The sequence below is a fragment of the Pseudomonas sp. GW822-FHT04C11 genome (genome assembly GCF_058800905.1).
Genome location: NZ_JBXAMS010000011.1, coordinates 1 through 18,638 on the forward strand (window position 1 = coordinate 1; position 18,638 = coordinate 18,638).

Consider the following 18,638-nt stretch of genomic DNA (forward strand, 5'->3'; position numbering starts at 1 on the left):
GCTCCCGCTGGACTGCGTAGCAGGCCCAATTCAGGGCCGCTTCGCGCCCCAGCGGGAGCAAGCTCCCTCGCCACAACGGCGGATATGTCTGAAACATCGAGCATTGCGGCTCTAGAGCCGGCCTTATTATTTCGCTGCTGCCGAACCTTCTACTTGCTGGGGCTGGACTTCACTGCGCTTCATGGAGAGGTACTCGCTGCGCTCAATCTCATGCAACTGCAGCGGGTAACGTTCAATCCCGGCATACCAGTCGCTCAGACGTTTTTCGAGCTGTTGCGGCGCGGGTGTCGTCAGCGCGCCGAGGTAGGCTTCGATCGCCACGTAGTAGCGCATCGCATTGCGCTCGACGAGACCACGCATATCGCCGATATAGGCTGGCTGACCATCGGCCTTGCGGCCAACGATGCTGAAACCGACCTTGTTGCGACCGACTGTCGCCAGATAGCCCTGCATGGCCACACGGGCCGCAATACCGTAGTCGTACGAATATGACAAATGCAGGAAGCTGCGTTGAGCATCGAGCTTCACCACTTCAAGCTTGACCCGATAGTTACTCGTTCCAAACGGTCCTTGCGCGGAGCTCAACACAACCTGAAGGTAATCGGCACTATCGGTCACAACCCGATAAACAAAATCGAACGGGTAGGTATCGGCCAGCGGCTGATCTGACTTGCGCCCTATATTGACGAGTAACCCTTCCTCTGCGCCGGAAGAGGCGTGACAACTCTTCACGTTCAAATGCAGGATCAGGATATCGCACCAATGGCCAATGCCCTGCAGCGCCGGACTGACCACCGCATAGGGTTGCTCGATCAAGGAATAGACGTCGCCTGTCAGGCTGCCTGACGTTTCAGTTGATTGAAGATACAGCGGGCGGTGGAACGGGTTGTTGGCCAACTGTTCACGCAAGGCGCCGTAGCGTGCGGTCAGTGCTTGAGCATCCTGCGCGTGGGCCAGCGGCATTCCGATCAACAGATAGAACAAGACCACGCGAACCAGCATGGCGCCTCTGCAGAAACTGATATTCGCCCGGCTCAAAAGCCCCATGGGCGTCGTTTGTGTTTGCCTCACAGCCAGTACTCCCAGAGGTGCGCAAACTGTTCCTTGGCCCTTGCATCAAGGGACCGCCGCTGCCACTTCTCAAGTGTGATTTCGTTTGATTTCAGCAAATCGGCAAGGAATGCCGCGCGCATTTTCTCGCCGAACCCGGGGCCGAGCACCACGACGTTGACTTCCCGGTTGTGCAGAAAGCTGCGCCAGTCAAGATTGGTCGAACCCACCGTGGACCAGACGCCATCAATCACCACGGTTTTGACATGCAGCAAGGCATCGCGGCGTTCGTAGAGCTTGACACCGGCCTTCAGCAGCTCGGTGTAGTGCCTGCGGCCAGCGTTGAATACCAACCAGGAGTCAGTGCTGCTGGGCAGCAGCAGCTTCACGTCGACGCCGCGAGCCACTGCATCCTTAAGCTCAGTCAGTAGTTGCGGATCGGGCACGAAGTAGGCGTTAGTCAGGAAGATTTCAGTTTGTGCATTGCGCAGCGCCGAGATAAGCGTGGCGTAGATCAGGCTGTAGGGTTCGTCTGGTGAGCTACCGATGGCGCGTACTACCTCGTGGCCTTTGCGTTGGGCCGTCGGGAAATAATGGCGTGCTGCGAGTGGTTTGCCTTTCTGCTTTTCCCAGGTCTCGATAAACAACTTTTGCAGCTCAGTGACTGCCGGCCCTTCAAGCCGCAGGTCGGTGTCGCGCCAAGGCAGCTTGCCATCGGGTCGGGCTTTGGTGTTCGGCCTGAATGAGTCGCCTGAATAGACACTACTCACGTTGATACCGCCGAGAAAGGCAATACGCCCATCAACAATCAGCAGCTTACGGTGATCCCGCTGGTTTACCTCCCACCCAGCCTTGGCGGTCACTGGATTGACCGGATTGAATTCCAGCACGTTGACGCCCGCGGCGGTCATGCGGGTAAAAAAAGCCGAAGGTGTGCCAAGGGTACCGACGCTGTCCCGGATCAGATTGACCTGTACCCCAGTCGCCTGTTTGGCGATCAACGCCGCGGCGAAACGCTGGCCGACTTCATCGTCGTCAAAAATGTAACTCTCGATATTAATGTGATCGCGCGCGTGGCCAATTGCGGAGATCATTGACTGGTAGGTCGTCGGACCGTCCTGTAACAGTTCGACCGTGTTGCCGTCCGTCAGAGGGCTGCCGACGATGGACTCCTCGATCGCCATGTGCAGGTTGAAGATGTTTGTCTGGACGCCATTGGCCTTCAGACGATCAACAATGGCCTTGCTGCGTTCGGCTGACAGCGGTCCGTGCGGACCTTCGATCTGCCCAGGAGCCGGCTTGCTATAGGCCATATCGGGAACAATGGTGGGCAACGAACCACAGGCCATGAGCAGTGTCAGGCTCAGCGCTGTCAGTGTTCGCAGCAACGTCCGGATTGAAAACAGGTTCATTCGGCATCCGCCCGAAACTGAAGGGGGACTCCTATCGTGCCAGTAACCGAACACGGTTTCGGTGCGATACCACGCATACCCGCAGACTCTAAACAGCAGGCCCGCCGCCATTTTTTATCGCCGGCAACGAATGTGAATAGGTAGCATAAAACCGACAGACGGATTCGAGCAGCAATGAACTCAGCGCACCATGGATTAATCTGTAGGTATGGGTAATCTCACCTACGGACGGTGGCTGAAATGTTTGATGCTCCCAAGCCACAACAGAACCACCTGCTGGCGGCCCTGCCCGCGCAATCGCTGGAGCGTTTGCTGCCGCACCTCGAGCCGATCACCTTGCCGCTCGGCAAAGTGCTCTACGAATCCGGGGATGCCCTGCGGCACGTTTATTTCCCCACCGACTCCATCGTGTCCCTGCTGTACGTGATGGAAAACGGCGCATCGGCAGAAATTTCAGTGGTCGGCAATGAAGGCTTGATCGGCATCGCCGTCTTCATGGGCGGTGAAAGCACGCCAAGCCGGGCGATTGTCCAGAGTGCCGGGCATGCGTTTCGGTTGCCCGGCCAGCGACTTAAGGATGAGTTCAACCGCCACGGGGAGATGCTCCTGCTGATGTTGCGCTACACCCAGGCGTTGATCACCCAGATGGCCCAGACTGCGGTGTGCAACCGCCACCACTCGATTGATCAACAATTGTGCCGTTGGCTGCTGCTATCCCTCGATCGCCTACAAGACAATCAACTGATCATGACCCAGGAATTGATCGCCAACATGCTTGGCGTACGCCGCGAAGGCGTGACCGATGCCGCCGGCAAGCTGCAACGCCTCGGCGTTATCGAATACAGCCGTGGCCACATCAAGGTGCTGGACAGGGCTGCGCTCGAGGAACTGAGCTGCTAGTGCTACGCGGTGGTCAGAAAAGAAACCGAGCGTCTGTTGCCCTACGTTCCGCTAAAGCCGACCCGCTGACTGCCTGTATCTGCGTGTTCTAGCGAACAGACCGGCCTGCCAGAGTCACCCACACTTAACGCATGAGACGGCCCCGGCACCTGTCCCGCCCATCCAGGGCCCACTGTGCCGCAGGATCTGCGCATGCCAATTACGTCTGGGCGACCAATAGAAAACCGGCTACTCCAGGGGCTGTCGAAGACTGACTACGGCCGGTTGCAAGCACAGTGCGATAACGTCGAACTGGCCTTTGGCACTGTCCTATTCGAACCGGGCCATCCGATCCTGCATGTGTATTTCCCTCAAACAGCGCTCATCGCTGAAGTGGTGACGTTATACCGCCACCCTCCTCTGCACATGAGCCTGATCGGTAATGAAGGGATGCTTGGGGCGACACTCGCTCTGGGGGTTAATACCGCCCCCATGCGCGCCGTGGTGCAAGGCGCCGGCACGTGCCTGAGGATGAGAGGCTTGCAGTTGCAGGTCGCACTGCGCGAGAGCCCGTTATTGTTGCGCAGGCTCAATCAGTACCTGTACGTGCAGATGATGCAGCTCGCTCAAACTGCCGCCTGTACCCATTTTCACGAGATTGAGCCACGCCTGGCGCGCTGGTTGCTGATGACCCATGATCGCGCGCACGCCAATCACTTTCATCTGACCCACATGTCCCTTGCGGACATGCTCGGGGTTCGGCGCAGCGGCGTGACATTGGCCGCCGGCACGCTGCAACAGCGTGGATTGATCCGTTACACCCGTGGTGAAATCACGATTCTTGACCGCAAGGGATTGGAAGCGGCGTCATGCGAGTGCTATAGCGACACCCTATCGACTCCGTTATGACGCAGTTATCGTGGTAAGGGAAAGGTCGCCGTGAACGTAGTGCCGCCTTCTATCGAGGAAGTCACCCTGATATCGCCGTGATGCGCCCTGACAATCTCTCTCACAATGAACAGGCCGAGCCCGACACTACGCAGTTTTGCGTTATCGTGACTGCCGCGAATCATCGGTTCGAATACGTTGTCGAGCAACTCCGAGGGTATCGGCGTGCCAAGGTTGTGTACGCCAATGATTACCTGGTCCTCGAAGCACGAAGACACCGTGACCCCACCCTCAGCCATGCCATAGGCAATCGCGTTGGCAACCAGATTGCCAATAAGCTGATGGATCCGGTCACTGTCGGCGATGAAATGACCTTGGCCGACACAAAGATGGGTCAGCGTGTGCTCAGGGAACACCAGACTCAGCTCATCCAGGCATTCGCCCACCAATGCGTGCAAATCAACCGGTTTGAGGGAAACCGCAATGCTTCGCCCGACTTGCCTCAGGGTGAAGTCCAGCAGGTCTGCCACCAGACGTTGCGCGCGCTCTGCAGCGTGCGTGATGTGGCCGAGTATTTGGGCTTGCTTGGGAGGCAGGTCAAGACATCCGAGCAATTGCGAAGCCATTTTTATCGCCGCCAACGGATTGCGCAGGTCGTGACTGACAATCCCGATCAGCTGTTCGGCGAACAGTGCCCGCTCTTCTGCGGCGGCGTTGTTGCTCCATAACGCATCCCGTGCAACGTCCATTGCATATTGGGCTTTGAGGTTCATCGCCAGATACCGCTCGGCAAGCAAGCGGGCAGCGAGAGGCCGTTCATCTGTCTTGAACAGCCTCACCTCATGAAACGTGCCGTGGTACGCAATACTCGGCTGCACGCTATTCACTCCAGTGCAAGTTCAGTGTTTCGATGGATTTACCACCGACTGAAATGGTGTGGCGCTCTTCATGACCATTCAAACTGGCGATGACCAGGTATTTGTTTGCCGGCAATTGCGCGTAAACGATGGGCCCCACCTGACTCAGCGATAACAGGGGGCTACCTTTTTCACTCTGGATCACCACGTCGACATTGCTGACGTACTGATTGGCAGGTCCCGTTGAAAAGGTCATGTGAAGGTTGTAGCCCTGGGTCTGGAGCAAAGCTTTTGACTCATCCAGGCCGATGCCTCCCGTCAGATAGCGGATGCCATTCTGCTCCTGCGGCTCCAACTGCACGGCCGACATGTCAACCGGTTCTGCGGTGGCTGCATGCAACACCACGGGAGACAAACCGAGCAATAGGGCCAGGGTGAGTCTTGAAAGCGTCAGTGAATGGTTGAACAACATAAGGGTTTTCATATTTTCTCCGGTCAATAACCAGCAGTAATCTGCTTGGCACTCAGCGTGCGCGTAGTCGCCAGATGGGGTCTGTGCGCTAGTGCACCGAGGTGTGCGCGTTTTATTAACGGGTGTCAGATTCTCCCTAATAAAAGCAACACAACCAGGACAATAACGACCACGCCTAATAAACCGCTCGGCGCATAGCCCCAGCTTCGGCTGTGCGGCCATGTCGGAATAGCGCCAACCAGCAGCAAAATCAGCAGGATCAACAGTATGGTTCCCAAGCTCATGGCTTTTCTCCTTGAGTCTGCAGTAGGTGGATGTTGTGCAGGCAGTGAGACCTTGATCTGCGCGTTGCAGGCTACCAACTTGACACACGTACCCGGTACAGTCTGTACGGCAACACACATATCGTCAGTGTTTGATTGATCAGGGGCTCGGTCGTTGTTATTCCGCTTGTGCAACGTTTTTTGCGTTATTTAGATCACCCAGTGTGTGATGGCGTACAGAACGCCGCGACGATCAGGCACAAAATAAAAACAATAACAGAGCAGCTTTCGCTGCAGCGGGTAACACCATGAACACAATGACCGATTCAGCCCTGGTACAGCGCATTAATGCACAGTGCCATCCCTTGATGCGCTACCTCCACAAATTAAGTGGCGTACGCTATTTGGCCGCCTATGACGCAGCCGGCAGTTATGAACTTAACCCTATAAACGGTCACGCAAAACACGCGACCGACAGCGAGTTAGCCAATACGGAAGTCTGGGAGAGACTGCCTTAGGCAGCCTCTCTAACCCGGATGTATGTTGTCGGGTTTATCGTTTGATCAGCGAAATCTTGGTGCCTTCAATGCTGACGCCCGCCATCAGGCCTTGCTGGTCAAAGACAAACGCATAAGCATCATCTTTCAATGTCGAGCTCGACAGATTTTTCGCAACGCCTTGGTCAACCAGGACGACAGTCGGCCCTACGCCAACTTCCCAGCCCTTGGTCTCACGTACATACTTGACCGCTTTGTCAGTCATCAGGAACACGGCATAAGCATAGGACTGGGCGCCCGCCTGCAAGCCCCATGAACCGGTCACTGTGTTGTAGTAATTGTCTACTTTTGAACCGCTGAACATGACCCCCTCACCATAACTGCCACCAAATACCAGACCCGCCTTGATAACTTTAGGGAATACGAGCACGGCCTTGGCAGTGCGCGACATGGTCTCGGCCACCGGATTAGCTTTGTAGAGCATTTGCAAGGCATGCCGCGAATCCTGTTCCAGGTCCGCGGCCGTTGCGGCGCTTGCGGTATTGAGCAAACCTGTTGAGGCCAGTGACAGGGTTGTGAGGGCGATAAACAGAAGTGAGCGTAATGAACTTGTCATGGTTGTACTCCAATGCGAGCAATGCAAACAATGCGGCGAGCCGATAACCATCAGGATTGGCTGCCGTTGACTGTTTATTAAAGTGTAGTAGCGACCGGCCGATGTCTGTTCGGTGGCGCACATTGGCAGCTGCTGAAAGGCTTCAATCGGGGCGCAGCCATTTGATGAGGCGAGCTGGAAACAACTGAGAAAGGATCAACGCCATCCGTAGCAGCTGCCGAGCCTGCGAGGCTGCGTTCGAGGACGTAGTCCTCGCAAAGCGAACCGACGCGGTATGCCCGGAAGACCGCGCTGCCTGGTTTTACGACTGCTTCGCAGCCGAACGCAGCCTCGCAGGCTCGGCAGCTGCTACGACGGTTACGCCAGCCTTCATCTGTGTCAGTCGAGGGCTACGCGGCCTTGCGTTGTGACCTACATCTGCGCCGGAACCCACCGGCTTGCGCGTCTGGCACCGGGTTTCTATTGTTAGCGGTGCACTACTTGCAGGAAATGAGCAAGGCGGTGATCGATGATGTGGTGAAAGTGCTGGGCGCGGTGGACGGCCAGCGCACTCAGTAAGCACCCACGCATAACCTGTGGGAGCGGGCTTGCTCGCGAAGGCGGAGTGTCAGCCAACGGAGATGTTGAGGTTGATGGCCTCTTCGCGAGCAAGCCCGCTCCCACAAGGTGTGTGGTGTTGATCAGGCGTCGGCGGTTGCCGGGTTGCGCAACGGATACAGTTGTTCATCGAACTGCGACAACCGCGGGAATTCCAGCGGTTGTTCATCGCCAAGGTGCTCCAAACGCAGGCGATAATCTTCGAGGAATGCCTGGCGCGCCTCATCGCTGATGTATGGCACATGCCAGGCCACGAACGGTTCCAGCACCTCAAACCCGACGTAGGCCAGCGTGCCGCGCAGGATCGGCCGCAGCATGTCCTGCAGCGGGCCGTGAATCGCATCCTCGCCGAACATATGCTCGCGACCGCCAAGGGTCACGCTCACCAAGGCTTTCTTGCCGCTCAACCCGCCCTGATCGTAAAAACGCTTGCCGCCGTAGCAGACACCGGACACCAGCACCCGGTCGATCCAGCCCTTGAGCATCGCCGGGGCGGAGAACCAGAAGATCGGGAAGTTGAGGATCAGCAAGTCCGCCCACAGCAGCTTGTCGAGTTCTTGCTGGATATCCGCCGCCAGCGACTGGCTCTTCACGCCCAAACGTTGCTCCAGCGCATAGACCAGGTACTCGGGGTTTTCCCGCGACGAAAAGTCATTGCTGCTTGCCACGGGGTTCCAGTTCATCGCGTACAGGTCACTGACCTGGACCTCATGCCCTTGGGCTTCAAGGGTCGCGACAGCCTGGTCACGTAGTGCAGCGGTAAAGGATTTCGGCTCCGGATGGGCGTGGACGATCAGTACTTTCATGGTAATTCCTTGGACGTTTGCACGCTGTGTATTTGAAGACGGTCATGGGTATGTGGAGTCATCGGGTGCTCACACCTGGATCGCCTTCACTTCGACGAATTCGTTGAGCCCCTCCTCCCCCCATTCGCGGCCGTTACCCGACTGTTTGTAACCACCGAACGGCGCCAGATAGTTGAACGCCGCGCCATTCAGGAAACACTGGCCTGCTCGCAATTGCCGGCCCAGTTGCAAGGCGCGTTCAGCGCCGCTAGCCCAGACACCGCTGGACAGGCCAAACGGCGAATCGTTGGCGATCTGAATCGCCTGCGCCTCGTCGGTGTAGGGAATCAGGCACAGCACCGGGCCGAAGATTTCTTCCTGAGCGATGCGCATCCGATTGTCGACATCGGCGAACAGTGTCGGGCTGACGTAGTAACCGCGCTCGAACGCGTGCGCCGTGTCGCCGCGACACACCAGCCGCGCACCTTCCTGCTGGCCGACCTGAATGTAGTCGCGCACGGTACGCCGTTGGGCCGCCGAACACATCGGCCCGAGAAAGCTCTGCGGGTCGAGCGGATCGCCCATGCGCAAGCTCAAGGTTTCCGCCAGCGCCAGTTCCACCGCCTCGGCGTAACGACTGGCTGGCAGCAACATCCGGGTCAACGCGGTGCAGGTCTGCCCGGAGTTGATCATCACGTCCTGCACGCCGTAGCGCACCGCGGCGGACAGGTCCGCATCCTCGGCAATCAGCAGCGGCGACTTACCGCCCAGCTCCAGGCAGACGCGCTTCACCGACGGTGCCGCCGCTTGCGCCACCCGCACGCCGGCGCCGGTGGAGCCGGTGAACGACAGCATGTCGACGTCCGGGTGTTTGGCCAGTGCTTCGCCGACCTTCGAACCCGGCCCGCTGACCAGGTTGAACACCCCGGCCGGCAAGCCGATGGCCTCGATCATCTGCGCCAGTAAAAACGCGTGCAGCGGGGTTTCCTGACTCGGCTTGACCACCACCGTGCAACCGGCGGCCAGCGCCGGCGCGAGCTTGCCGATCAGTTGATGCAGCGGGTAGTTCCATGGATTGATAAAGGCGCAGACGCCTACCGGTTCGCGAATCACCAGCGAATTGCCGACTTCGCGCACTTCATCCATCAAGCTTGCGAGCTCGACGTATTGCTCCAGCCCGGTGATCGGCCCGTCCACCTGAACCGAACGGCACCATTGCACCGGCATTCCCAGTTCAGCGGTAATGACCGCCGCCATCTCGTCGGCCCGTGCGCGCAACTGCTCGGCGAGGGCGCGGATGTATCCGGCGCGCACGCTGGACGGCGTTCGCGACCATGGTCCAAAGGCCCGGCGTGCTGCGGCCACGGCGTTCTCGACATCACGCTCATCGCCCAGCGGCACCGAACCGGTCACTTCTTCAGTGGCCGGGTTGATCACCTCGGCGATGCCCTGCCCCGACGGCGTTTGCCAGCGGCCATCAATAAACAGCGCGGTGTGGTTATGCATGGAGTTGGGCCTCCATCAGTTCACTGGCACAGCGGGCGATCCGCTGGCAGGCGTCGCGCAACGGTTCCGCCCCCACCACCAACCCCAAACGAATATGCCCGGCGGCACTCGGGCCGAACGCTTCACCGGCCAGCACCGACACGCCATGTCGGTCGAGCAAACGATCGGCGAACGCCTGGGCGCTGAGCCCGGTTTCGCGAATGTCGACCATCACGAACATCCCGCCATCCGGCTTCAACGGGCGCACACCTGAGCAGCCAGCCAAGGATTCACAGACCAGATCACGGCGCTGGCGATAGGCGTCGCGCATGGCGGCCAGCTCCGGCAAGTTGCTTTCCAGCGCCACGACGGCGGCGTCCTGAACGAAGTCCGGCGAGCCGTAAAGCATGCACAGCGCAAGGTTTTCCAGATGCGCCGCGAGGGATGGCGGCGCCACCACCCAGCCGACGCGCCAGCCGGTCATGGCGTGGGATTTCGACAGGCTGTTGAGCGTCGCGGTGCGCTCGGCCATGCCCGGCAAACTGGCCGGGCTGATGTGTTCGCCCTCGAACAGTAACTCGCTGTAGACCTCATCGGAAATCAGCCACAGGTCGTGGGCGATGCACAGTTCAGCCAGCGCCTGCCAGGTGGTGCGCGGCAAACTCGCGCCCGAAGGGTTGTGCGGGCTGTTCAGCGCCAGCGCCCGAGTGCGCGGGGTGATGCGGGCGGCAACGTCTTCGGGTAGTACCCGAAAACCGTTCTCGGAACGCACCGGCACCGGGACTACCACAGCGCCGCAAGCACCGAACACCGCTTCATAAGTGACGTACATCGGTTCGGCGACAATCACTTCATCGCCTGGGTTGAGCACGCACTGGGCGACGCTGAACAGCGCACATTGCGCCCCGGCCAGCACCGTGACCTGATCGGCCGAAACCGGTTGGCCGCTGCGTTGCTGGTGGCGCTTGGCGATGCTTTCACGCAGTGCGCGTTTGCCACGCACTTCGGCGTAGTGAGTGTTACCGGACAACAGGCTGTCGATAGCCGCCTGCACGATCGGCACCGGCGTATCGAAATCCGGGTCGCCCACTGACAGCAGCAGAATGTCTTCGCCCTGTTCTTGCAGCGCCAGTGCGCGGTAATGAATGTCCCAGGCGGCGGCGCCGTCACCGGCAATACGTTGAGTCAGATCGGAAAAGCGCATGGCCCCATCCCCTTTTAAAAAAGCCCCGAAACAGTGTTTGAAAGCAACAGTGTTTGAAAGTCAGCGCGCGCACGCATGCTTGAGTTCGATCAGGGTCACGCCGTTGCGTTTGAAGCCGTGGCGCAAATCGGTTTGCAGCTCAGCCAGACTCTGCGGCTGGCTCACGCTGCAACCAAAGGCCCGGCCAAGGGCGGCGAAGTCCGGGTTGCGCGGCAGCACGCCAATCGGCTCGATATCCAGCCCGAGCATGTCGTCGCGAATCTGCCCCAGCGCGTCGTTGTTCCACAGCAGCACCACCAGCGGGCTGTCCAGCTCCTCGACGGCAGTCGCCAGTTCCTGCGCGGTGTAGAGAAAACCGCCGTCGCCAACCAGCACCAGCCCCGGCCGTTGCGGCGCACCGAACTTGGCGCCGATGCCCGCCGGCAAGCCATAGCCCAAGGTGCCGTAGCCGGTCGGATGCAGCCAACTGCGCGGCGCCAGGCTGTTGAAGGCGTAGTTGCCGGTGTAGGCCAGTTGGGTCATGTCGGTGCTGATGAACGCGTTGTCCGGCAGCTCCGCGGCGATACGCTCAAGAATCGCCTGATGGATCGACTGCAACGGACCGTGGCCGGCCTGCACCGCTTCTCGCAAAGCAGCGACTGCCGCTATCGGCGCGCTGGCATCGCGCGTGGCGGGCGACAGACGCTCCAGCAACGCTGCGAGGGTTTGTTGCGCATCGCCGTGCAACGCCACCGCGCACGGATAAAAGTCGTTGAACTTGCGCGGGTCGATGTCCACGCGCAGCAGTTCGGCATTCAGTGGCAGGCGCTCGCGCCAGAAATCGGTGTCGGCCATTTCGGTGCCGACTGCCAGCACCACGTCGGCTTCGGCGATCAGTTTCCAACCCGGCTCTACGCACAAGGTCGAGCCGGCATTGAGCGGCGCATCTGGCGGCAACAAGCCTTTGCCAGCAACACTGGTGAAAAACGGCGCCGCCAACCGGGTGCTGAGGCTCTGAAGTTCCTGCGCCGCGTTCAGTGCGCCGCCACCGGCAATGATCATCGGTCGCTTGGCCGCCTGCAGCTTGGCCACGGCTTGATCCAGCGCAGTCGCTGCCGGTACGCCGCGTCCGGGGCGACGCACCACTTCATGACTCCAGTCGCGAGTGACCTGTGCCGACAACACATCCAGCGGCACAGAAATGTGCACCGGCCGTGGCCGTTCGCTGTCGAACACCGCGTAGGCACGGGCGATCAGCCCGGGCAGGTCCTCGGTGCTCAGCGCCACCGCCGAGAATGCGGTGATCGGCGCTGTCATGGCGCGCTGGTCCTGGGTTTCGTGCAGGCAACCCCAACCCTTGCCGAGGCTGGCAGTGTGGTTGACGCTGGAAATCACCAGCATCGGAATCGAGTCGGCATAAGCCTGGCCGATGCCGGTCGCGGCGTTGGTCACGCCGGGGCCGGTGATGATGAAGCACACGCCGGGTTTGCCGCTGACCCGCGCATAACCATCGGCCATGAAACTGGCGCCTTGCTCGTGGCGGGTCAACACGTGGCGAATGCCGCTGCCGGGCAGGCCGCGATACAGCTCCAGGGTGTGCACGCCGGGAATCCCGAATACGGTGTCGACGCCGTAGTTGGCCAGCAGGCGTACCAGGGCCTGGCCGCCGGTCAAAGTTGTGGTTTGCATGTTCATATCCTCACTTGTGGCCGAGGCGAATCAACGCATCGACCGCTGTCGTGCCGTGGGCACCGACCAACAATGGGTTCACATCGAGTTCCAGCAACTGCCCGGCGTTTTCGCAGGCGTAATCGGCCACGGCACGGATCGCCGCCACCAATGCGTCCAGATCTGCCGCTTCACGACCGCGAAAGCCTTGCAGCAACGCGGCACTGCGCAGGCTCAACAACGCTCTGCGAATCGCACCATCGGTGGTCGGCAGCAGCAGGCTGCGGCTGTCCTTGAGCAACTCCACCAAAATTCCGCCAGCACCGATCACCAAGGCCAGGCCAAAATCGTTTTCGCGTTTGATGCCGACGATCAGTTCGGCCAATGGCGCTGTGGCCATGGGCTCCAGCAGCACCCGATCGAACGGCACATTCGGTGCGTAATCGGCAATGCTCGAGCGCATGGTTTCCAGCGCGGCACTCAGGGCCGCGCCATCCTTGAGGTTGAGCGCCACGGCGCCGGCTTCGGTTTTGTGCGGCAATTGCGCGCTGAGCGCCTTCAGCACCAAGGGATAACCCAGCGCATTGGCGTCATTCAGCGCCTGGTCCGGGGTGCTCAGCACGCCGTTTGGAGTCGGCAGACCAAACGCACGCAAGGCCTGTTTGGAGTCCCACTCGTTGAGCAACTGGCCTTCGCCATCCAGCGCCTGCGGACACAGCGGCACCAGTGCCGATTCACCAAGGGCCAGCAACGCCTGGCGATTGCGCTGATAACCGGCGATTCGGCCCCACGCAGCCAGCCCATCTTCCACACCTTGCAACGCCGCCACGCCTTGAGCGTGCAACCGCTCGCGGGCACTGGCCGGTAGCAGTTCGGGAAAGGCCGAGGTGACGAAACCGGTCTTGCCGTGACGGACCAACGCCTGGCAGTACAGCTCAAGCAGCAAGTCGCACTCTTTGCGCTCGCCGGTGAACTCCGGCGGATAGTCCAGCACCAGCATCGCCGCATCGGCTTCAGTGCGCAGGGCACTGTCGAGCATGCGCTTCAAGGCATCGCCATCGCCCCAGATTGCGGTGGTGAAATCCAGCGGATTAACCAGGTTGGCGTAGCTCGGCAACACCTGCGCCAGCTCATCGGTTTGACGCTCATCGAGCTTGGGCAGGCTCAGGTCATTGCGTTCGGCGTAGTCAGCAATCAGCCCGGCATCGCCGCCCGAACAGGCCAGCGCAATCAGGCTGTTGCCCGCCGGCAGCTTGCCGCATGCCGCGGCCTTGAGGGTTTCGACGAAACTCACCGGGCCGCTGACGCGGATCACCCCAAGCCGTGCAAACAGGCTGTCGTAGAGCGCATCGGAGCCCGACAGCGAGCTGGTGTGACTGAGGGCCAGTTCGGCACCGATCTGCGACACGCCGGTTTTCAAGGCGATGATCGGAATGCCCTTCTCCAGCGCCTTGTGCGCCGCGCGGGCGAAACCGGGAACGTTTTTCAGGCCTTCCAGGTGCAAGCCAATGGCGGTGACCCGAGGTTCGTCGAGCAGCACGTCCATCAACTCGGCAATACCCAGTTGCGCCTGATTACCGACCGAGGCCATGTAGGCCACCGGCAACGAACGGTCGCTCATCGACAGGTTGTAAGCGAAGTTGCCGCTCTGGGTCAGCACCGCGACGCCCTGCTCCACCGGTTTGCCGCCGTGGGCCACCGGCCACAGCGCCGAGCTGTGCAGATAATCCAGCAAGCCGTAGCAGTTAGGCCCGAGTAAGGCCATGTTGCCGGCGACCTTGAGCAACTGCTGTTGCAGTGCCTGACCTTCAGCGCCGGTCTCGGCAAAACCGGAGGCGTAGCAAATCACCCCGCCCGCACCTTTGGCGGCCAGTTCGGCCACACAGGTCAGGGTCAGTTCACGGTTGGTCGCGACAAACACCGCGTCCGGGCCGCACGGCAGCTCGGCGATGCTGCGCACGCACGGCACGCCTTCAAGGCTTTCATGTTGCGGGTTAACCAGCCACAGTTGCCCAAGGTAGCCACCTTCAGCGCAACGCTTAAGGGCCCGAGCCATGCTGCGGCCACCGACAAACGCCAGATGGCGCGGCGCGAGCAGGCGTTTGAGGTTGTCACGAATCGTCTGGGACATGGGTTTTCTCCGGGGCGATCAGCGCAACAGCGGCCGCAGCAGCTCGCGGGAAATGATGTGGCGCTGGATTTCCGAAGTGCCCTCCCAGATCCGCTCGATCCGCGCGTTACGCCAGATGCGCTCCACCGGTCCTTCATCCATCAGGCCCATGCCACCAAAAATCTGCACCGCTTCATCTGCGGCCCGCCCCAACACTTCACTGGCGAACAGCTTGGCCATTCCGGCCTCGCCATCGGTCATCGTGCCTTGATCCATCTTCCACGCCGTGTGCAAGGTCAGCAGTTCAGCCGCGCGGATCTGCGTGGCCATGTCGGCCAACTTGAACGACACACCCTGATAGGTGCCGATCGGCTGGCCAAATTGCTTGCGATCCGCCGCCCATTGCAGTGACACATCGAGTGCGCGCTGAGCCTGGCCCACGCAGTTGGCGGCGACCATCACTCGCCCGGCGGTCAGCCACGCGTTGGCGACTTCCCAACCCTTGCCGACTTCGCCGAGTACTTTGGAGGCCGGTACGCGGCAATCGTCGAAGAACATTTCGAAGGTGTGGTAACCGCGGTTGCTCACGCACTTCGGCCCACGGCGAATGGTCATGCCCGGGGTATCGCGATCCACCAGGAACGAGGTCACGGCGTTGCGCTTGCGGCCGTTGTGTTCGTAGGTGTCGGTGACCGCGAAAACGATGGCGAAATCGGCGTGCCCGGCGTGGCTGATGAAATGCTTGCTGCCGTTCAGCACGAAGTCATCGCCGTCACGCACCGCGCGGGTCTTGATCGCGTTGGCATCGGAGCCGGCACCTGGCTCGGTCAGTGCGAAGCAGTCGATTTTCTCGCCCTGGATGCACGGCAACAGGTAATCGTTGATTTGCTGGCCGGTGCAGGCCATGAGGATTTTCGACGGCCGTGCGACAAACACATGCAGCGCCCAGGAAACCTTGGACAGCTCACGCTCGATCAGCGCCTGCGACAGGTAATCGAGACCGCCGCCACCGACTTCTTCGGGCATGTTAAAGGCATAGAAGCCCGCCGCGATGGCCTTGCCGCGAATCTGTGCCGCCAGCTCCGGAGAGACTTCGTCGGCGCGATCGACCGCTTCCTCGTGGGGCAGCAATTCCTTGGCGACAAAGCTGCGGACCGCATCCACCAACATTTCTTGTTCTTGGGTCAGTTGGAAATTCATGGTGTTACCTGTTGTTCGTTCACTGAATAGATGAGCTGCGCGGGCCTACTTGCCGACAAACTGTGGCGGACGCTTTTCCATGGCCGCGCGCAGGGCTTCGGCACCGTCTTCGCTGCGACCGCAGAGCAAACCCGCCGCCAGTTCGGCGTGCAGTTGCTCCGGCAGGCTGCGCTGGGCGCCTTCGCGCATGAGCTTCTTGGTCTGGGCAAACGCAAAGGTCGGGCCGTTGGCCAGGCGCGTGGCCAATTCACTGGCGGCGCCGAGCAGTTGTTCGTCGGCGCAAACTTCGCTGACCAGCCCCGCTGCCAAGGCGCGATCGGCGCCCCACAATTCGTCGAGGAACAGCAGGCGTTTGGCCTGTTCGGTGCCGATCAGGCGTGGCAGATGCCAGCTGGCACCGGCGTCCGGCGAATACGCCATGCTGGTGTAGCCGGCCTTGAACCGCGCCGATTGCCCGGCGATGCGCAGGTCACAGCACAGCGTCAGGTCCATCCCGGCGCCGACGGCGGTGCCGTTGATCGCTGCGATGGTCGGCTTGTCCAGGCTGTACAACCGGCTCATCAGCGCGTGGGCGGTTTCGGTCCAGCCGTAGCTTTCCAGCGCGCCACGCGCTTCGGCTTCAGCCCATTCGGCGAGGTCGGCGCCGGCGCAGAAACTGCGGCCGCTGCCGGTCAATACAACGACCCGAACGGCCGGGTCGGCATTGAAGCCATCGAGCAAGGCATGAAGATTTTTCAGGGTTGGAATGTCCAGCGCATTGCGCTGTGCGGTGCGATTGAGGGTGATCCAGGCAACGCCCGCTTCGACCTGACTGAGCAGAGAAGATTGAATAGTCATGCGAGTCCTCGAATTATTGTGTTTGGCATGAGGTGATGCGACTTGAGGCCATACTAAACGAGTGTTCAGCAAGACGGCAATCTGCGAGAAAATTGGCTGTAACAGCCTTAAAAATCCTTTAAATTATTGTTTTTATTGAGTTATTTTCTGATGCATGACCGTGCGACAGCTGAGCTGTTACAACTTTGAACAACTGGCTACAGACCCCATGCCGCCTACAATCCCGTAGCAACGGTCGCAGGCCGCGCCAGCTGCTACAAAAGCCGTGGCGTGCACAAACCCATAGCGTGCGCAGGTCCGTGCTTCGGCACTGCGGACATAAAAAAACGCGACAGGCGACTGTCGCGTTTTTTGTTGATCGCGTGCCGTTACACAGTCGGCAAGCTCGGTGCCAACACCGCCTGGCGTTTGCGCTGAATCAGGAAATACGCGCCGTAGCACAGCGCCATGAACCCAAAGCCCCAATACAACGAAGGACGCTGGGTTTCATCCATGGCCAGGAATACGAACAGCGAGCAGCACAAGGCAATGCACAGGATTGGCAGCAGCGGGAACCACGGCGCACGGTATTTCAGGTCGCTGAGCTTGCCGCCATCGCGGATATAGGCGCGGCGGAACTTGTACTGCGCCAGTGCAATGACGATCCAGGTCACGGTGCCGGACATCCCACTCACCGCCATCAGCACCATGAACAGCGTGTCGGCAGCGATGAAGCTGGTCATCAGCGACACCAGCGCGAAGCACAAGGTGATACTCAGCGCCCGCAATGGCACGCCGCGCTTGCTCAACGGCGACAGGCTTTTCGGTGCCATGCCGGTCTTCGACATCGCCCACAGAATCCGGGTCGAGGCGTACAGGCCGGAGTTACCGACCGACAGAATCGCGGTGAGGATCACGAAGTTCATCAAGTCGGCAGCGTAAGGAATGCCGACCATGTCGAACACCTGTACGAACGGGCTCTCCATCAACCCAGCCTGCTGCCATGGCACGATGGCCGACAGCACTACGATCGCCAGCACGTAGAAAATCAGCACGCGGAACACCACGTTGCGCACAGCACGCGGGATGCTTTTTTCCGGTTGATCGGTTTCGCCGGCAGCCACGCCCATGATTTCGCACCCCTGGAACGCGTAGACCACAGTCATCATCACCGCGAACACTGCAGGCAAGCCGTTGGGGAACAACGAGTCGCCGATCAGGTTGCTCATCATCGGCGCCGGTGCGCCACTGGTCAGCGGGATCGCGCCGAAGATCACCAGGACGCCGACCACGATGAAACCGAGAATCGCCGCAACCTTGATTCCGGAGAACCAGTATTCCGCTTCACCGAAAGCACGGGTGGCCAATGCATTCAGCCCGAACAAGACGACCACGAACAGCGCCGACCAGTACCAGATCGGCACTGTCGGGAACCAACGCACCATCAACATCCCGGCCGCGGTGAATTCCAGGCCGACGGTGGACGCCCAGCTCATCCAGTACACCCAGCCGATCATGAACCCGGTGGCTGGGCCGATGAACTTGGTGGCATGGGTCTGGAACGAACCGGACACCGGCATCTGTACCGACAATTCACCGAGGCAGACCATCACCAGGTACATCAGGAAGCCGGCGACCAGGTAGGCCAGAATCGCCCCCACCGGACCGCCCTGATTAATAGTCACGCCAGAGCCCATGAACAGCCCGGTGCCGATCACGCCGCCCAGCGAGAGCATGAATATGTGCCGGCTTTTCAGGGCACGGGTCAGTTGGATGCCTTTGCGTTCGATAATTTCGCTCATGTCGGCACCTCAGTAGTCGGCGAGGTGCGCGGCGGATGACAGGACGTCATGACGCTGG

16 protein-coding genes and 1 pseudogene are annotated in these 18,638 nt (G+C 60.2%); 3 read left to right on the forward strand and 14 right to left on the reverse strand.

What is annotated here, in order from left to right:
* Positions 1-126: 126 nt before the first annotated feature.
* On the reverse strand, positions 127-1,002 hold the full coding sequence (locus tag AC1RJ3_RS18450; RefSeq protein ID WP_493079749.1) for a hypothetical protein: 876 nt from the start codon (positions 1,000-1,002) through the stop codon (positions 127-129).
* Between the two features lie 65 nt (positions 1,003-1,067).
* Positions 1,068-2,462, reverse strand: coding sequence for a cardiolipin synthase (gene cls / locus AC1RJ3_RS18455; RefSeq protein ID WP_493079751.1), 1,395 nt, complete (start codon positions 2,460-2,462; stop codon positions 1,068-1,070).
* A 240-nt stretch (positions 2,463-2,702) separates the two neighbouring features.
* Between cls and AC1RJ3_RS18460 the strand changes: the two are divergent.
* Together AC1RJ3_RS18460 and AC1RJ3_RS18465 are read left to right on the forward strand one after the other, a co-directional pair.
* Positions 2,703-3,359, forward strand: a pseudogene (locus AC1RJ3_RS18460) (Crp/Fnr family transcriptional regulator); the annotation flags it as partial.
* Between the two features lie 195 nt (positions 3,360-3,554).
* Positions 3,555-4,250 (forward strand): Crp/Fnr family transcriptional regulator, encoded by a 696-nt coding sequence (locus tag AC1RJ3_RS18465; RefSeq protein WP_493079753.1) that lies wholly within the window; start codon positions 3,555-3,557, stop codon positions 4,248-4,250.
* A 5-nt stretch (positions 4,251-4,255) separates the two neighbouring features.
* On the opposite strand, the gene AC1RJ3_RS18470 is transcribed toward AC1RJ3_RS18465, so the two are convergent.
* From AC1RJ3_RS18470 to AC1RJ3_RS18485, 4 genes are all read right to left on the reverse strand, one after another.
* Entirely contained in the window at positions 4,256-5,107 is an 852-nt protein-coding gene (locus AC1RJ3_RS18470; RefSeq protein WP_493079755.1) for a sensor histidine kinase, read from the reverse strand.
* Position 5,108: 1 nt separating this feature from the next.
* Positions 5,109-5,558, reverse strand: a complete 450-nt coding sequence (locus AC1RJ3_RS18475) for a hypothetical protein (RefSeq protein WP_081013880.1) — start codon at positions 5,556-5,558, stop codon at positions 5,109-5,111.
* Between the two features lie 125 nt (positions 5,559-5,683).
* Positions 5,684-5,842 (reverse strand): DUF3309 family protein, encoded by a 159-nt coding sequence (locus AC1RJ3_RS18480; protein WP_081013818.1) that lies wholly within the window; start codon positions 5,840-5,842, stop codon positions 5,684-5,686.
* Between the two features lie 531 nt (positions 5,843-6,373).
* A complete protein-coding gene (locus AC1RJ3_RS18485; protein WP_347926667.1) occupies positions 6,374-6,934 on the reverse strand; it encodes a lipid-binding SYLF domain-containing protein in 561 nt (186 codons plus the stop codon).
* A gap of 399 nt (positions 6,935-7,333) precedes the next feature.
* Between AC1RJ3_RS18485 and AC1RJ3_RS18490 the strand changes: the two genes are divergently transcribed.
* Positions 7,334-7,492 (forward strand): DUF3077 domain-containing protein, encoded by a 159-nt coding sequence (locus AC1RJ3_RS18490; RefSeq protein ID WP_493079758.1) that lies wholly within the window; start codon positions 7,334-7,336, stop codon positions 7,490-7,492.
* A gap of 122 nt (positions 7,493-7,614) precedes the next feature.
* On the opposite strand, the gene AC1RJ3_RS18495 is transcribed toward AC1RJ3_RS18490, so the two are convergent.
* The 8 genes from AC1RJ3_RS18495 to AC1RJ3_RS18530 form a co-directional block, all read right to left on the reverse strand.
* Entirely contained in the window at positions 7,615-8,337 is a 723-nt protein-coding gene (locus AC1RJ3_RS18495; RefSeq protein WP_493079760.1) for an NAD(P)H-dependent oxidoreductase, read from the reverse strand.
* A 69-nt stretch (positions 8,338-8,406) separates the two neighbouring features.
* The gene (locus tag AC1RJ3_RS18500) at positions 8,407-9,822 is read right to left on the reverse strand and encodes an aldehyde dehydrogenase family protein (protein WP_493079762.1); all 1,416 of its coding nucleotides are present in this window, start codon (positions 9,820-9,822) and stop codon (positions 8,407-8,409) included.
* Positions 9,815-11,005, reverse strand: a complete 1,191-nt coding sequence (locus AC1RJ3_RS18505) for a pyridoxal phosphate-dependent aminotransferase (protein WP_493079764.1) — start codon at positions 11,003-11,005, stop codon at positions 9,815-9,817. The genes AC1RJ3_RS18500 and AC1RJ3_RS18505 overlap by 8 nt, the downstream gene beginning before the upstream one ends.
* 60 nt (positions 11,006-11,065) lie before the next feature.
* Positions 11,066-12,673, reverse strand: a complete 1,608-nt coding sequence (locus AC1RJ3_RS18510) for a 5-guanidino-2-oxopentanoate decarboxylase (protein ID WP_493079766.1) — start codon at positions 12,671-12,673, stop codon at positions 11,066-11,068.
* Between the two features lie 10 nt (positions 12,674-12,683).
* Entirely contained in the window at positions 12,684-14,783 is a 2,100-nt protein-coding gene (locus AC1RJ3_RS18515) for an acetate--CoA ligase family protein (RefSeq protein WP_493079768.1), read from the reverse strand.
* 18 nt (positions 14,784-14,801) lie between these two features.
* Positions 14,802-15,962 carry an acyl-CoA dehydrogenase family protein gene (locus AC1RJ3_RS18520; RefSeq protein WP_054597340.1) on the reverse strand — a complete coding sequence of 387 codons (1,161 nt, stop codon included), beginning with the start codon at positions 15,960-15,962 and terminating at the stop codon, positions 14,802-14,804.
* Positions 15,963-16,007: 45 nt separating this feature from the next.
* Positions 16,008-16,799: an enoyl-CoA hydratase/isomerase family protein gene (locus tag AC1RJ3_RS18525; RefSeq protein ID WP_493079770.1), complete on the reverse strand. Its 792-nt coding sequence runs from the start codon at positions 16,797-16,799 to the stop codon at positions 16,008-16,010.
* 368 nt (positions 16,800-17,167) lie between these two features.
* Complete coding sequence (locus AC1RJ3_RS18530; protein WP_493079772.1) at positions 17,168-18,580, reverse strand: amino acid permease; 1,413 nt, start codon at positions 18,578-18,580, stop codon at positions 17,168-17,170.
* Positions 18,581-18,638: the final 58 nt, after the last annotated feature.